The organism is Pseudomonas taiwanensis (assembly GCF_013393345.1).
Lineage (GTDB): Bacteria > Pseudomonadota > Gammaproteobacteria > Pseudomonadales > Pseudomonadaceae > Metapseudomonas > Metapseudomonas resinovorans_C.
The window spans coordinates 88,187-103,280 of record NZ_QJRF01000077.1 but is presented as its reverse complement, the minus strand read 5'-3'; the positions used below and the strand labels follow the sequence as shown (position 1 = coordinate 103,280).

The window sequence follows — 15,094 nt, the reverse complement described above, 5'->3', positions numbered from 1 at the left end:
AGAGAGCAGGTCCTCAGCTTATCGCCTGCACCACTGCATCGCTGTCGCACACGGTGCTGTACAGGGGCAGCAGGTTGCGCAGGATGAATTCGTGGCTCTCTGCCGAGGCGCCGGCGATGCAGTCTTCGGGAACCACCACCTGGTAGCCGAGGTCCGAGCCGCAGAGAGATAGCCCGGAAATCGCCACATTGGTGGACACCCCAACCGCTACCAGCGTCTGCACGCCCATGTGGCGCAACATGGCGTCCAGTTCGGTGCCGTGGAAAGCCACCAGGGAAAAACTGCGAGCGTGAACAATATCTGTCGGGTGGGGCTGCAGTTCATCTACCGCCAGCACGTCCTGGCTGCCCGCGATCATTCGCTGGTCCTTGACCGAGCGGACGATGATCGCGCTGGTGCGGGGCAGGTCGGGGTAACCTGGTCGATGCGCCACGTGTAAGTGAATAACCGGCAGTTCTGCATCCCTGAAGCACTGTGCCAGGCGGGCGATGCGCGGCACGATATTTCGCGCCGCGGCTTGTTCGGCCAGGCTCTGGAACGGCGACAGAGCAGGGTCGATTACCCCTTGCTGGCATTCGCTGATCAGCAGCGCAGCGCGCTGTCCTTTATCCAACCCTCTGAGCATGGAACCTCCAGTTTCTACGTGTTGTTGTCGAGGCGAGCCTATTCCAACGCATTGACTTGTTGCGTCGCTGAGGCATTATAGCTGATAGTTTATCAGTTATTAAGCGGCGAGAAAGCTGAAATGAATGATGATACTGGTGTGGTGCGACTGCTCAAGGACTCGGTTAATGACTTCTTGGCTGGCAACCATGAGCCGGCCCGCCTGCGTGGCTGGATCGGGCGCGTACGTCCCCTCGAGCGCTGTCTGTGGCAGGGCATGTCCGACCTTGGCTGGACCTCGGTCATGCTGCCTGAACATTTGGGTGGAAGCGGACTTGGCCTGCGAGAAGCCTGCGAACTGGCAGAAGTGATGGGGGAACGGCTGTTGGCCGAGCCTTTCGTCGCCTGCTGCGTAATGCCGTCGGTACTGCTGGATGCCGCTTACGCCGAGGACGCGGCCAATGGCGTGGCGCAGCTAGCCGGCTGGTTGCAGGCGGCTGAACGTCCGCTCGCGCTGGCCTGGCAGGAAGGTGCAAGGCTACTGGAGCCTGGCCTGCCGACCTGCAGCGTCGAGAATGGTGTGCTGAGCGGCAGCAAGCAGTTCGTTCTTGGCTGTGAGGCCGACTCGGTGCTCCTGGTGTCCGCTCAGCTGGAGGGCCAGTTGGCCTTGGTGGCGGTCGCGGCTGATGCTCCTGGTGTCTGCATTGAAGCCTTCGCGGCCGGCATCGGCACGCAAGCGCACGTGCATTTCCAGCAGGCGCCGTTGCTATTCGCCGAACCGTTGCTAGTGGGCGAGGGTGCTGAAAAGGCGTTGCGCCAGGCGCTGGCCGCCGGGCGCTTGGCCCTCGGTGCCGAACTGGCCGGACAGGCAGCGGGTTGTCTGCGCCAGACCATCGACTATGTCAGCCAGCGGGTTCAGTTCGAGCGCCCCCTCGGCGCATTCCAGACCGTGCAGCACCGCTGCGTGGACCTGCATATTGAAATCTCCCTGGCGAACGCAGCATGGCGCCACGCCCTGACTTGTTATGAGCGTGCGCCGCTATCCGCCGAGACCCTGGCCTCCATTAGCGCTGCCAAGGCACGTTGCGCCACGGCGGCGCTGATAACCGGCAAGCAGGCGGTGCAGTTGCACGGCGCCATGGGCTTCGCCGAGGAAGTGGATATCGGCCTCTACCTGAGGTCGGCTTTGTTCGGCGCGGCCTGGCTAGGTTCGGTAGAGGCCCACCGTCGAGCCTTTGCCGCGGCGTATCCGTCCCTGCGCCAGGATCAGCTGGCCCGTGGCGACCGGCTGGACGTGGCTTTGAGCCTGTCCAGCGACCCGCGTGACTGGAGTGACGACGAGTTTCGCCTGCGTCTGCGGCGCTGGCTGGAAGAGTATTACCCCAAGCACTTGAAGCAGAATGACAGGCGCCCGTTCCTGCGCCTGCGCGGTGATGACCTGTGCAACTGGCTGCGGCTGCTCGACGATCATGGCTGGCGTGCCCCCGCCTGGCCTCGCGAACATGGCGGCATGGGAATTTCCTTCAGCAAGCAGTGGATTTACCAGCAGGAAATGGAACGCGCAGGAGTAGGGCGGATTATCGACAACGGTGAAACCCAGCTCGGCCCGACCTTGATCAAGTGGGGCAGCGAGGCGCAGAGGGCCTATTACCTGCCGCGCATCCTGCGTTGCGAGGATGTCTGGTGCCAGGGGTATTCGGAACCGGGCGCCGGCTCTGACCTGGCCAGCCTGCGCACCCAGGCGGTGCGCGAGGGCGACGAATTCGTCGTCAGCGGGCAGAAGATCTGGAGCACCCACGCCACCGATTGCACCCATATCTTCACCCTGGTGCGCACCGGCAAGTTCGAGAAGAAGCAGCAGGGCATCAGCTTCTTGCTGATCGACCTCAAGGCTCCCGGCGTGAGTATTCGGCCTATTGCCAACATTGCCGGCGAGAACGAGTTCTGCGAAGTGTTCTTCGACGCGGTGCGGGTGCCTGCCGAGAACCTGGTGGGAGAGTTGCACCAGGGTTGGAGCGTGGCCAAGGCACTGCTTGGCCATGAGCGTATCTGGCTTGGCAGTTCGGCCATGGCAGGCAGCGCGCTGGACCTGTCCGAGCGTCTGGTAGCACAACTGCAGCTTTCGACTGATCGGGGCGTACTCGATCGCCTGGCCGGACTACAGGCCGACCTGCACGACTATCGCCTGCTCTACGCCCAGCTATGTGATCGCATCGCCCTGGAAGGCATAGAGCCCGGCGCCGAGGCTTCGGTGCTGAAGGTCTATGTCTCCGAGCTGTTGCAGCGGATCACCGAGTTCAACCTGGAAGTCAGCGGCGAGTACGGCGGCATTGTGGGCGATGTCCAGTTGGGCGATCTGCATACCGACCTGCACTGGCCTCTGATGATGTCCCGGCCGGTGACCATCTATGCAGGCGCTAACGAGATTCAGCGGGACATCCTGGCCAAGGCCGTCCTCAACATGCCCAATGCACCCCGTGGCTGAAGCGGCCATCTGGAGAACCTCATGAGAGAAGCTGTCATCGTATCCACCGCGCGTACCCCCATAGGCAAGGCCCACCGTGGCGCGCTGAACGACATCAAGTCACCCTCGATGACCGGCCATGTGCTGCTGCAGGCTGCTCTGCGCGCGGGCATCGACCCGGCCGAAGTGGAAGACGTGATCATTGGTGCGGCCATGGGCGCCGGCACCGCCGGCCGCAACTTGGCGCGCGCCGCCGCACTGCGTGCCGGAATGGGCGTGAATGTCGCCGGCTCCACTGTCGATCGGCAGTGCGCTTCTGGGCTCATGGCGGTGGCCATCGCCGCCAAGCAGATCATGGTCGATCAGATGGATGTCGTGATCGGCGGCGGTTCGGAGAACGTCAGTGCTCTGACCCCCAGCTACCTCGAGTGGGCAGTACGTGAAAAGGACGAGGCGCTGGTGGAAGTCGTGCCACATGCCTACATGCCAATGATCGAGACCGCCGAGTTTGTGGCGAAGAAGTTCGGCGTCAGCCGCGAGGCACAGGACGTCTTCGCACTGGAAGCAAATCGTCGCGCTGCAACAGCCCAGGCCCTGGGGGTGTTCGATGAGGAAATAGTACCGCTGCAGGTCCGGCACAAGCTGGTGAACAAGGAGACCAAGGAGGTCAGCTACAGGGAGTTCCTGTTTGCCAAGGACGAATGTCTGCGCCTGGATACCACGGCCGAAGGCCTGGCCAGCCTCAAGCCGGTGCTGGAAGGTGGCAGCGTCACGGCCGGCAATGCCAGCCAATTGTCCGATGGTGCGTCAGCCTGCCTGCTGATGGAGGCACGACTGGCCGAACAGCGCGGCTTGCAACCCTTGGGGGCCTATCGCGGCTTCATGGTTACCGGCTGCGCGCCGGAAGAAATGGGCATAGGTCCGGTCACAGCGGTTCCCCAATTGTTGAAGAAGCATGGATTGACCGTCGGCGACGTAGGTCTCTGGGAACTGAACGAGGCCTTCGCCTGCCAGGCGCTCTATTGCCGTGACAAGCTGGGCATCGACCCTGCGCGTTTCAACGTCAATGGTGGTGGCATTGCACTTGGTCATCCTTTCGGCATGACCGGTTCGCGCCTGGTGGGCAGCGCGCTTCTGGAAGGCCGACGTCGTGGTGTGCGCTACGTGGTGGTAACCATGTGCGTGGGCGGCGGAATGGGCGCAGCCGGGCTGTTCGAAGTCTACGGCTGATTGCTTGAATGAATGGCCGGACATCCTGGAAATGGGATGTCCGGCCATGTTCATTTCTAGGCGAGAAGGAAACCCAGAATGGCAGACTTGATCTTCCTCCACGGCGGTCAGCATGGTTCCTGGTGCTGGGAGCCTCTGATCGCAACGCTGTGTGCGGGTGGTCATAACTTCGACCGTATTATCCTGCTGGATATGCCAGGCTGTGGGCGCAAGCGTCATCGCGATCCGCAGGACGCGACGCTGACCTCCATCACTCGGGAGCTGAATGACGAGCTTCGAGCCCTCGGAGTGTGCGGTGGCGTCCTGGTCGGTCACTCCATTGCAGGTGTGCTGCTGCCGATGATGGCTGTGGAGGACCCCTCGCTCTTCTCGCGTCTGGCCTACCTGACCACGGCCGTGCCGAAAGAAGGCCAGACCATCATGGAGATGTTGGGGACGGGACGGCAGGGAGACAATCCGGAGCAGGTGGGTTGGCCGGTTGATCTGGCGGCCACGTCACCCGAGGCGCTTAGTGTCGCTATCTTCGGTCGGGATCTCAGTCCGGCACAGCTCGAATGGCTGCTCAGCGAAGTCAGTCAAGACCAAACGCCACCCGCGGCTCAATTCGAGCCTGTGTCGAGGCGGGGTTACCGGGAGGTCGGGATAGTGGCGAGCTACGTCCTGACCTTACGTGACGATATCCTGCCACCACTCTGGCAGCGGCGCTTTGCCGAGCGGCTGGGGTGTGAGGAGGTGGTAGAGATCGATACGCCTCACGAGCCTTTTGTGTCCCATCCAGAGTTGCTGGCCGAGGTGTTGCGCCGGTTTGCTTGAGCAGTGCAGACGTCGCTCTCGGCGATGCTTCGATAAGTAGAGCGAGGGCCTGCTTGTTCCCCGCAAAAAAACAAGGCATGGCCGGACGAGCCCGAGCATGCCTTGTGAAGGAACACCCTCCAACGGCGTTGGAGGGTGCCCGATGTGCCCGGACAGCAATCGACGCCCGGGCTTCCACTCGTGCTCAGGCGACGGCTGATTTCTCTTGAGCCGCCAGCTGCTCGAAGTGATGCATGCTGCTTCCCAGGGCGCTATTGATCAGGGTCATGCGCTTGAAGTAGTGGCCAATTACGTACTCCTCGGTGACCCCGATACCGCCGTGCAACTGGATGGACTGGCCGCAGACGAAGTGACCGCTCTTGCCGATATGGGCTTTGGCCGCCGACAGCGCGCGGGCGCGTTCGGCCGAGCCTTTGTCCAGGCTGGATAGTGCGTAGTGCAGCATCCCGCGGGACAGTTCCAGCTCGATCAGCATCTCGCTCATGCGGTGCTGCAGGCTCTGGAAGTCGCCCAGCAGTTGGCCGAACTGCTTGCGGATCTTCAGGTAGTCGCGGGTGATCCAGAGAGAACGCTCCATGACGCCAACGGCTTCGGCACAGAGTGCAACCGTGGCCTGCTCGATGCCGTGGCGCAGGGCGGCCAGGCCGAGGCCGGCGACGCCCAGCAGGTTCTTCTGGCTGACTTCCACGTCGCGCAGGTAGATGTGGCTTGCCCAGCGATTGTCGATCAGGCGCACGTCTCGACGCTCCACACCCGGAGCCTTCGGATCCACCAGGAAGAGGCTAATGCCTTGCTCGTCGTCCTGGTTGCCGCTGGTGCGTGCGGAGACGATCAGCAGTTCGGCGACGTTTCCGGCGACCACCGCGACCTTCTCACCATTGAGGTGCCAACGGTCACCAGCGATGGCGGTGGCTCTGGTCTGCACTCGGGCTGTGTTGCCCCGCGCTTCGGCTTCCTCATGGGCCAGTACCGGCAGCACTTCGCCTAGGCAGAGAGCCTGGAGCAACGGCGCGGCCTTTGCGTCACGGGTGGCGATCAGGGTCTGAGCGGCCAAAACTGCTACAGCCCAGTAGGGTTCCACGCAGAGTACGCGGCCGATCTCTTCCATCACCAGGGCGGACTCCACTGCCGAGCAGTTCATCCCGCCGAACTCCTCCGGCACCGTCAGCCCCAGCAGTCCCAAGTCGGCCAGTTGTTGCCAGTGACTTGAATCGAAGGAGCCTTTGTCGACCACCGAGGCGCGCTTGTCGAATGCGCAGTTGTCCTCCATAAAGCGGCGGACGCTGTCCTGCAACATGCTCTGTTCTTCGTTGAGTTGGAAATCCATGGTTCAGAGCTCCAGGAATGAACGGGCGATGATGGTGCGCTGGACCTCGTTGGCCCCGCCGTAGATGGTGGTGGCGCGGCGATAGAAGTAGTCGGCCATGATGCCGGGCGCGTAGTCCGGGCCTGGGGCCCAGGCTTCCTCAAGGGTGGCGTCGCCCAGCGGGTCGGGATAGACGTAGCCGGCGTAGCAGCCAAGCGCTTCGACTTGCAGCTCACCGATCTTCTGCAGCAGTTCCGAGCCGCGGATCTTCAGCAGCGAGCCCACCGGCAGCCGGCTCTGACCGCCGGCCTTTTCGTGCAGGGCACGTAGGCTCAGCCAACGCAGGGCCAGGAGGTCGGTTTCCAGTTGCGCCAGGCGAGTGGCGAAGCCAGGGCGGTCGATCAGGCGCTGGCCATCGGCCTGCTTCAGGTTGAGGAACTTACGCAGGCGCGCCAGGTTGGCATTGTTGCGCGGCCACTCGGCACTGAAGGCGCGCTCGTTCTCCAGAAGGAACTTGGCGTAGGTCCAACCCTTGCCTTCCTCGCCTACCAGGTTCGTCAGCGGCACCCGAACATCGTCGAAGAAGACTTCGTTGAGGCTATGGCTCTCGCCAATGTCGTGGATCGGGCGGATGGTCACACCGGGTGCCTGGCGGTCCACCAGAATCATGGAAATGCCGCGTTGACGGGCCTCGGGGTCGGTTTTCACCAGGACGAAGATCATTTCCGCGGTCTCGACGAAGGACGTCCAGATCTTGCGGCCGTTGATCACGTATTCGTCGCCGACGCGGTCGGCACGGGTGCTGAGCGAGCCCAGGTCAGAACCTGCGTTGGGCTCGGAGAAGCCCTGGCCCCAGTACACATCGCCATTGAGGATGCGAGGGCCATACTCCTGTTTCATGGCTTCGCTGCCGAAGGTCATGATCACCGGGCCGATCATCTTGAACCCGGCGGTATCCACCGGCGGTGCGCCGGCGAGGAAGCATTCTTCATCGAAGATAAACTGGCGTACCGGCGACCAGCCAGTGCCGCCCCAGTGTTTGGGCCAGTTGGCGCCGGACCAGCCCTGTCGGTTGAGGATCTTCGTCCATTGACGGATGTCCTCGCGCAACGGGTGGTAGCCACGGCGGTTGCGCTCAGCCAACTCTGTCGGGAGGTTGTCCTTGAGAAAGGCGCGGACCTCCTGGCGGAAGTTTTCGTCTTCCTGATCCAGTGTGAAATGCATGGGTTCAGTCCTGTTTGCTGCGAGCGGTGGTTCCGCTCCTGTTATTAGCGGGAGTCGCATGCGCCGCCCGGTGGGGCGGCGCACAGATCAGCCGTGGCGTGGCCTCACTTGGGCGCGGCGTTGAAGGGGATGCCCTTGTCCGGTCGGTGGTCTTGGGGCAAGCCCAGGACCCTTTCAGCCAGGGTGTTGAGCAGCAGCTCGTCGGTTCCGCCGGCAATGCGCAGACTGGGATCCAGCCAGGCGCGCGCGAAGTCAGTTACCGCATGCCCGTGAGCGGCGAGTTGCGCACCATTGGCGCCCAGCATGTCCATGGCCATGGCACCCAGTGACTGTCGGGTGCGCCCCAGCAGCAGCTTACGGATAGCGCCCTCCGGTCCGGGAGCCTGACCGCGAGCGAAGGCTTCAAGGGCGCGACGGTGGATGGCACGCAAGCCTTGGCGCTCTACGAAGACTTCGGCGATGCGCGCGCGTACTTCGCCGTCTTCCAGCGCTGGCCGGCCGTTGAGACGGGCATTGCCAGCCAGGTCGACGAAGTTTTCCAGGGTGGGGCCGTAACCGGACTCGTCGGTGACGGCGTAGCGTTCGATCATCAGCGTCTCGACCGCCACCTTGAAGCCGCCGTTGATCTCACCCAGGCGTTGCTCGTCAGGGACGAAGACTTCATCGAAAAAGACCTCGTTGAGATCCTTTTCCTCGCCCAGGCGGTGAATTGGCTGGACGGTGATGCCCGGCGACTTCATATCGAGGAAGAAGTAGGTGAGGCCGGCGTGCTTAGGCAGGCTAGGGTCAGTACGGGCGACCACCACTCCCCAGTCGGCAATCTGCGCCCAACTGGTCCAGACTTTCTGGCCACTGAGCAGCCAGCCACCTTCCGTAGGCACGGCTTTCAGACGCAGGGAGGCGAGGTCGGAACCAGCCGAGGGCTCTGAGAACAACTGGCACCAGATTAGTTCACCGCGCACGGTGGCCGGCCCCAGTTTCTGTTTCCACGCGTCCGGCGCATAGCGCAGGAAGATCGGCAACGGATTGTTCAGGCTGATACTGAAGTAGACCAGGGGCAGGTCATAGCGCATTTCTTCTTCGCAGAAGATGACCTTTTCCAGCTCGCTACCACCTGCGCCACCGTACTCGCGGGGCAGGGTGATGCAACCGTAGCCATGGTGGACTTTGTGGGCCTGCCAGGCACGGGCCAGGGCCAGGTCATCTTCGAAGGGCAGGCCGTGACGGGCCTGGCCCGAGTAACGGGGGGCGTGCTCGGCTAGCCAGGCCCGGGCGCGTTCGCGGTAGAGCTTGAGTTCATGATTCATGTTGTTCACCCCACCAGCGCGGTTGCGGATTCGAGTCCAAGATCAGCCAAGAGGCGTTCACGCCAGTAGGCGAGGCTGCCCAGTTCCAGGGCCAGGCTGCGAGAGCGCCGGTAGAAGTGGTGGGGCATGGCTTCCCAGGTCACGCCCATGCCGCCGTGCACGTGGAGGTTCTCCTGGGCGGCCAGGTTGTAGGCGCGAATGGCGGCAATGCGCGCGGCGGAGGTCAGCTGCTGTCTCGTAGGCAGCTGTTGATCCCACGCATCCAGGGCGTCGCTAGCGCAACCGCGGGCGATTTCCAGCAGGCAGTAGATTTCCGCCAGCTTGTGTTTGATGCCCTGGAAACCACCGATAGGCTGGCCAAAGGCGCGGCGTTCGCGAGCGTAGTCGCAGGCCATGTCGAGGCAGGCCTGAGTGCCGCCAATCTGTTCGAAGGCAGTGGCCAGGGCGGCAAGATTGCCGATTTCGCCAATCAGTTCGGCGCCGCCGAGAGGGGTGACCTCCGCCTGGATGAACTGGAGAATCGCCGTTGCACGGGAGTTATCGAAGCCTTCTACCAAGCGACGCTGCACGCCCGGCTGGTCCAGACGCACGAGGTAGAGTCCATTGCCGCGTTCATTGCCGGCCTGAACAAGCGCAATGTCGGCGACGGCAGCAAAAGCAGCCAGGGCCTTCTCGCCGTTGATACGACCATTGCGCACCTGGGCTGAGCTGCTGCCGCAAAGGCCGCTTTCGGACGGGTCGGCCAGGGCCAGGCTGGCAATGGCGGCACCGTTGGCCAAGGCGTCAATCAGTTCCTGATGATCATCCAGGCCGGCCCTGAGCAAAGCATGGACGGCAAGGGTATTAGGAATCAGGGGCAGGGAGCCGGTGAGACGGCCCAGCTCTTCGCAGATCACGGCAAGACCGCTCCAGCCGAGTCCCAGACCCCCGGCACTTTCCGGTATGGCCACGGACAGCCAGCCCTGCTCGACGGCATGGCGCCAAAGCAGCTGGTCGAAGCTGCCAGGGTCGTTGAGCAGTGATTTCAGGTGCTCGGGTGTCGCCTGGTCCTGGAGCAGGCGTCGGGCCTGTTCGCGGATGCTGGCGAGGTCTTCAGCGTGATCGGCTTGCATGCGGACTCTCTCAGGCTGGAGTGAAGAGGGGGAGGTACACGTCCTCCGCCGCCTCGAAGACCACCTTCACCCGTTGGCCAATAAAGGCCGATTCGGGAGGGCAGCCAACAATGTTGGTCGTCAGTTGCAGACCTTGCTGCTCGTCGAGACTGACGATGGCGACGGCATAGGGCACTTCCTGGCCCGGACTCCAGGGTTGGTGGTTGACGGTGAGGGCTTCGATGGTGCCCAGGCCCGATACGGTCTCGGGGGCGAGGTTCCGACTGAGGCATTTGGGGCAGACGATTCCCGGCGGGTGCAGCCAGAAGCGGCAATCGGCGCAGCGCAGGAAGCGCAACTGGCCATCTGCGCCGCTAGTCCAGAAGAAGCGGTTCAAGTCGTCCAGCTCGGGAAGGATTCGGTTCGAAGCAGTGCTCATGGGGTTCTCCAGGGGGCGTTGGCGTTGCCTTGCATCATGCGTCAGGTTCCGCCCAGCCTTCTATGGCTCGCTCGCTTGGGATTAAAACTAACACAATGTTATTTTTATTGTATAGTTCCTTCCAAGGCAAGCGTTCTTCGAGCTGAGTCTGAATGATCGGTATCCCCTGCGCGTGCTGTGCTTCAGGCACTCTGCGAGGGGAATAATCAAGCTGACTATAGGTCAGCTATATATGGCGTAAGGAGGTTCATGAATGTCCAGTCTGGTCGTGGTTACGGGTGCCGCCGGTGCCCTCGGGCGCGCGGTTGCCCATGCCTTCATCGAGGAAGGCCATCCGCTGCTGCTGGTTGATTGCAACGAAGCAGTCCTGCGCTCGGCCTATGAAGGGGTGACCGGAACCCTGCATTTCCTGGTGGCCGATCTGACCGATGGCGCAGCGACCCTGGCGGCACTGGGCGGTGCCGTGGAAGTCCATGGTCCTGCGGCAGTGCTCTGCAATATCGCCGGCGGTTTTGCCATGGGTGTGGATGTGCACGACGCCGATGCTGCCGTGTGGGAGCGCATGATGGATATGAACGTGTCTACCACCCTGAATGCCTGCCGGGCTGTAGTGCCGGGCATGCTGGCGGCCGGCCGCGGCAAGATCGTCAACGTTTCGGCGGCTTCCGCCAGTAGCGGCAAAGGAAGCATGGGCGCCTACTGTGCTTCCAAAAGCGTTGTGGCGCGTATTACCGAGTCCATGGCCCAGGAGCTGCGGGAGCGGGGAATTAATGTGAACGCCGTTGCGCCCAGCATCATCGACACGCCGGCGAACCGTGGAGACATGCCGGACGCGGACGCCAGCAAGTGGGTGTCCACTCGCCAACTGGCGGACGTGATCACTTTCCTCGCCTCCGAACGCGCTAGCGCCATCCACGGTGCGGTGATCCCTGTGGTGGGACTGTCCTGATGGGCGGCGGAGTCCTGGTCATGCAGCCGGCGGATGGGGTCTGTCAGATCACCATCAACCGCCCCGAGCGGCGTAATGCGCTGGACGTGGCGACCTACTCGCAACTGGGGGCGGCATTGCTGGCGGCTGACCAGGACGACGCCATCAGAGTCATAGTGCTGAGCGGTGAGGGCAAGCACTTCACGGCTGGAAACGATCTGGCGGACTTCCGCCTGTTGAAGGACGCAGCGTCCGTGCCGGGCATCGACTTCCTGCGCATTCTCTCCGGACTGTCCAAGCCGGTGATCGCGGCGGTCGAAGGCTATGCCATCGGAATCGGCACGACCTTGTTGCTGCATTGCGACCTGGCCTATGCCGGCAAGGGCAGCACCTTCCGCCTGCCCTTCGTGGGACTGGGATTGTGTCCCGAGGGTGGTGCTACCTATTTGTTGCCACGGCTCTCGGGCAGCAAGGTGGCGAGCAACCTGTTGTTCTTTGGCGAACCTTTCCTGGCTGACCTTGCGCGGGAGATTGGCTTGATCAACGAAGTGGTCGAGGAGGGCGGGGCGCTGGGGGTGGCCATTAGACGCGGCGAGGCGCTGGCCCGACTGCCTGTCCAGGCGTTGAGGAAGACCAAGGCACTGCTGGCAAGTCATGGGCGCACCGAGTTGGACGCCGTTATGACTGCCGAAGAGCGAGAATTCCTGTCCTGCTGCGCATCGGATGAGGCCCAGGCTGCATTCGATGCCTTCCTCAACAAATAGGAGCGTTTGAATGTCCGTTCTACTGCGACGCCGCGAAGGTGTCGTCGAGATTCTGACTCTTAACCGACCAGCGCAGCGTAATGCCCTCAACCCGGAGCTGATGGAGGAACTGTCCTGCGCCCTTGAGGAAGTCGAGGCGAGCGAGGAGGTTCGGGTCGTGGTGCTGTCCGCCGCCGGTGACAAGGCCTTCTGCGCTGGAATGGACTTGAAAGCCTTTGCCGAGGCTCCTTCCATGCAGGGATCGCGATCGACTTCCTGCTTCGAGTCATTCCTGGAGGGGCGCTATTCCAAGCCCGTAATTGCGGCGGTCAATGCGACGGCGGTTGCAGGAGGTTTCGAGCTGGTCCTCGCTTGTGACCTGGTAGTGGTGGCGAACAACGCAAAGTTTGGGCTTCCGGAAGTAAAGTACGGTTTATTCCCGGCAGGCAGTGGCGTCCTGCTGCCTGCACGAATTCCCTTGGCCATCGCTCTGGAGCTGGGGCTGACAGGGGAGCTGATGGAAGCGGACAAGCTTGTTCAACTCGGGCTGGTCAACCGCGTGGTAGAGCCTGCCAGGGTGCTTGAAGCGGCGTTGGAGCTGGCGCAGCGAATCGCATCCAATAGCCCGCTCGGGGTTTTGACGACCAAGCGGCTGATGTGGTCGTGCGCGCAGCAAGGTGTTGAAGCAACAAGGCCGGCACTGAAGGCGTCGATCCCCACGGTTTTCAGCAGCGCTGATGCTCTTGAAGGGGCGTTGGCTTTTGCGGAGAAGCGGGTGCCTGTATGGAAAGGGCACTGACGTGCAACAGTACGTCACCCCGACTGGAAAAGTGCCGCAGCAAGTGGTTGGCCTTGCCGCGCATTTCTTCGCTGACCGATAAGTCCTGTTCTAGCTGCTTCAAGAACTCGTGGGCAGGCCAGACCCAGGAGCCGCGAACCAGAGACGGCTATGGGCAAGGCGAACGGTTAGAGGGATCTGCTCATCTTTGAAGCCCAGGTGAACCTGAAAGCTGCTCCTGTACCATCAGCATAACTCTGGTAGGTATCGCCGAAGCCACTCCCAGCCCTCCTGGTTTTTCGATTAGGACGGCTGAGCTTTTTCCGGTTTTTAAGCAGTGACGCCCAAATTACTGGGAAAGGGGACGGCTTTATATAGAGAACAGACCGTCCGCTTCTGGCCCAGGCCGTGTCAAAACGAAGCGGGTGATGGATAGCTGGATTTGGATGGTTTTAGCGGCGCCCAGCGGCCTTGTGGGCGCCTGGCGTGTCGATCCGAGGCATTTGGCTGATTCGGTGCAATTGTCGCTTCCGCGATGCTGAGCGACGAGTTCAGCGGGCCGCCCAAAGGGGTTTCAGGCCTTCATCGCCGCCATCAGCGCACTATTGCCCAGCAGGTTCAGCACCCGTTTGAAGTTGTAGGCGAGCACATGCAGGCTCATTTCCGTGCTCACCCGGTCGAGCGTCTTGGTGAGGAAATGAGTGGCGCCCATCCAGGCCTTCAACGTGCCGAACGGGTGCTCCACCGTCTGGCGGCGGATGCGCATCATCTCCGGTGCCTGATCCAGGCGGGACTGCATCGCGTCGAGCACTGACTCATGTTCCCAGCGACTCACCCGACGCTCTGAACTGGGTGTGCAGTGCTCCTTCAACGCACACCCTTGGCAGCTCGAACTCCAGTAACGGTGCATCTTCAGCCCTTTCTCGACGCTTGAGTAGCGCCAGGTCAGGCTTTGCCCTGCCGGGCAGCGGTACTCGTTCTTGGCTCCGTCATAGATGAAATCACCTTTGCCAAAGCGGCCGGCCGCTGTTGCTCCCGACGTCAGCGTCTTGGGCACGAAAGCGGTGATGCCAGCTTCGTGGCAAGCGAGGATTTCCTCGCTCTTGAAATAGCCCCGGTCGGCGACCACTGAGAGTTCCTCGACGCCCATGGCTTCCCGCGCCTGCGTGGCCATGGCACTCAGTTGGTCGCGGTCGACGCCGTCGTTGGTGACTGCGTGCGTCACGATCAGGTGATGCTTCGTATCGACTGCCGCCTGCACGTTGTAGCCAACTATTCCGCTGCCGCGCGTCTTCATCGTACGGGCATCGGGATCGGTCAGGGAGATCTGCTTGTCTGGGGTGGCCTCAAGCTGGGTCTCGATGGCCTGGAGTTCCTGCATCTTGGCTTTCAGCGCCGCGATCTTGTTGTGCAGGCGTTCGGCCTTGGCCTGCGCCACCGTCGGCTCCTGCCGATCGGCAGTGTCCAGGGCGGTTAGGTAGCGGCTGATGCTGGATTCGATTTCCTCCATCCGCCGTTGCAGCTTGGCGCTGGTGAAGTTGCGGTCACGATTGTTGACCGCCTTGAACTTGCTGCCGTCGATGGCCACCAGCGCCTCGGCGAACAGACCGAGCTGCTGGCACAGCACAACGAACTGTCGGCAGACACCGCGAATGGCTTTGCCGTTGTCCTTGCGGAAGTTGGCGATGGTCTTGAAGTCCGGCATCAGGCGCCCGGTCAGCCACATCAGCTCGACGTTGCGTTGTGCCTCGCGCTCGAGGCGGCGACTGGACTGGATGCGGTTGAGGTAGCCGTAGATGTAGATCTTCAGCAGGACGGCAGGATGGTAGGCAGGCCGACCGGTTTCTGCGGGGACAACCCCGTCAAAACCGAGTCGGCCGAGGTCGAGTTCATCGACGAACACATCGACCACCCGCACCGGATTGGTGTCCGCGACGTAGTCATCCAGGCTCTCGGGCAGCAGTGTGCTTTGGCCTCGATGTTCTCCCTGGATGAAACGCTTCATGGCTAGCCCTGCTGAGTTTGACTCCATCAAATCTCAGCAAGGTCGATGCCAATGTTTTTACACGGTCTGGGCCGAATGCAGTCGGTGGCAAACAATAGCTAACGGTCAGGAGGGGCTGCTGGTATCGCTGAAAGCCACCCATCAGCCACTGACTGAGTTGTCA

General features: G+C 62.2%; 13 protein-coding genes. 6 read left to right on the top strand and 7 right to left on the bottom strand.

All coding sequences use genetic code 11. The features are described 5' to 3' along the window. Positions 1 to 13 precede the first annotated feature (13 nt). On the bottom strand, positions 14 to 625 hold the full coding sequence (locus DM872_RS29080; protein WP_179062646.1) for a cysteine hydrolase family protein: 612 nt from the start codon (positions 623 to 625) through the stop codon (positions 14 to 16). 120 nt (positions 626 to 745) lie between these two features. On the opposite strand from DM872_RS29080, the gene DM872_RS30775 reads away from it, so the two are divergent. From DM872_RS30775 to DM872_RS29065, 3 genes are all read left to right on the top strand, one after another. Beyond that, positions 746 to 3,088 carry an acyl-CoA dehydrogenase gene (locus DM872_RS30775; RefSeq protein ID WP_179062645.1) on the top strand — a complete coding sequence of 781 codons (2,343 nt, stop codon included), beginning with the start codon at positions 746 to 748 and terminating at the stop codon, positions 3,086 to 3,088. Between the two features lie 21 nt (positions 3,089 to 3,109). Further along, positions 3,110 to 4,297, top strand: coding sequence for an acetyl-CoA C-acyltransferase (locus tag DM872_RS29070; RefSeq protein WP_179062644.1), 1,188 nt, complete (start codon positions 3,110 to 3,112; stop codon positions 4,295 to 4,297). A 78-nt stretch (positions 4,298 to 4,375) separates the two neighbouring features. Continuing rightward, entirely contained in the window at positions 4,376 to 5,110 is a 735-nt protein-coding gene (locus DM872_RS29065) for an alpha/beta fold hydrolase (RefSeq protein ID WP_179062643.1), read from the top strand. Between the two features lie 184 nt (positions 5,111 to 5,294). Here the strand turns inward: DM872_RS29065 and DM872_RS29060 are convergent, their stop codons facing one another. From DM872_RS29060 to DM872_RS29040, 5 genes are all read right to left on the bottom strand, one after another. Further along, positions 5,295 to 6,437 (bottom strand): acyl-CoA dehydrogenase family protein, encoded by a 1,143-nt coding sequence (locus DM872_RS29060; protein ID WP_179062642.1) that lies wholly within the window; start codon positions 6,435 to 6,437, stop codon positions 5,295 to 5,297. A 3-nt stretch (positions 6,438 to 6,440) separates the two neighbouring features. Further along, positions 6,441 to 7,640, bottom strand: coding sequence for an acyl-CoA dehydrogenase family protein (locus tag DM872_RS29055; RefSeq protein ID WP_179062641.1), 1,200 nt, complete (start codon positions 7,638 to 7,640; stop codon positions 6,441 to 6,443). A gap of 104 nt (positions 7,641 to 7,744) precedes the next feature. Beyond that, positions 7,745 to 8,947, bottom strand: a complete 1,203-nt coding sequence (locus tag DM872_RS29050) for an acyl-CoA dehydrogenase family protein (RefSeq protein ID WP_179062640.1) — start codon at positions 8,945 to 8,947, stop codon at positions 7,745 to 7,747. Between the two features lie 5 nt (positions 8,948 to 8,952). After that, positions 8,953 to 10,059: an acyl-CoA dehydrogenase family protein gene (locus DM872_RS29045; RefSeq protein WP_179062639.1), complete on the bottom strand. Its 1,107-nt coding sequence runs from the start codon at positions 10,057 to 10,059 to the stop codon at positions 8,953 to 8,955. Between the two features lie 10 nt (positions 10,060 to 10,069). Then, on the bottom strand, positions 10,070 to 10,477 hold the full coding sequence (locus tag DM872_RS29040) for a Zn-ribbon domain-containing OB-fold protein (protein WP_179062638.1): 408 nt from the start codon (positions 10,475 to 10,477) through the stop codon (positions 10,070 to 10,072). Positions 10,478 to 10,730: 253 nt separating this feature from the next. Between DM872_RS29040 and DM872_RS29035 the strand changes: the two genes are divergently transcribed. The 3 genes from DM872_RS29035 to DM872_RS29025 are packed head-to-tail and all read left to right on the top strand — an operon-like array spanning position 10,731 to position 12,947. Further along, the gene (locus DM872_RS29035) at positions 10,731 to 11,426 is read left to right on the top strand and encodes an SDR family NAD(P)-dependent oxidoreductase (protein WP_179062637.1); all 696 of its coding nucleotides are present in this window, start codon (positions 10,731 to 10,733) and stop codon (positions 11,424 to 11,426) included. Continuing rightward, a complete protein-coding gene (locus DM872_RS29030; protein WP_179062636.1) occupies positions 11,426 to 12,169 on the top strand; it encodes an enoyl-CoA hydratase-related protein in 744 nt (247 codons plus the stop codon). The genes DM872_RS29035 and DM872_RS29030 overlap by 1 nt, the downstream gene beginning before the upstream one ends. Before the next feature lie 10 nt (positions 12,170 to 12,179). Next, entirely contained in the window at positions 12,180 to 12,947 is a 768-nt protein-coding gene (locus DM872_RS29025; RefSeq protein ID WP_179062635.1) for an enoyl-CoA hydratase-related protein, read from the top strand. A 553-nt stretch (positions 12,948 to 13,500) separates the two neighbouring features. Here the strand turns inward: DM872_RS29025 and DM872_RS29020 are convergent. Continuing rightward, a complete protein-coding gene (locus DM872_RS29020) occupies positions 13,501 to 14,931 on the bottom strand; it encodes an IS1182 family transposase (protein WP_179062634.1) in 1,431 nt (476 codons plus the stop codon). Between the last annotated feature and the right edge of the window lie 163 nt (positions 14,932 to 15,094).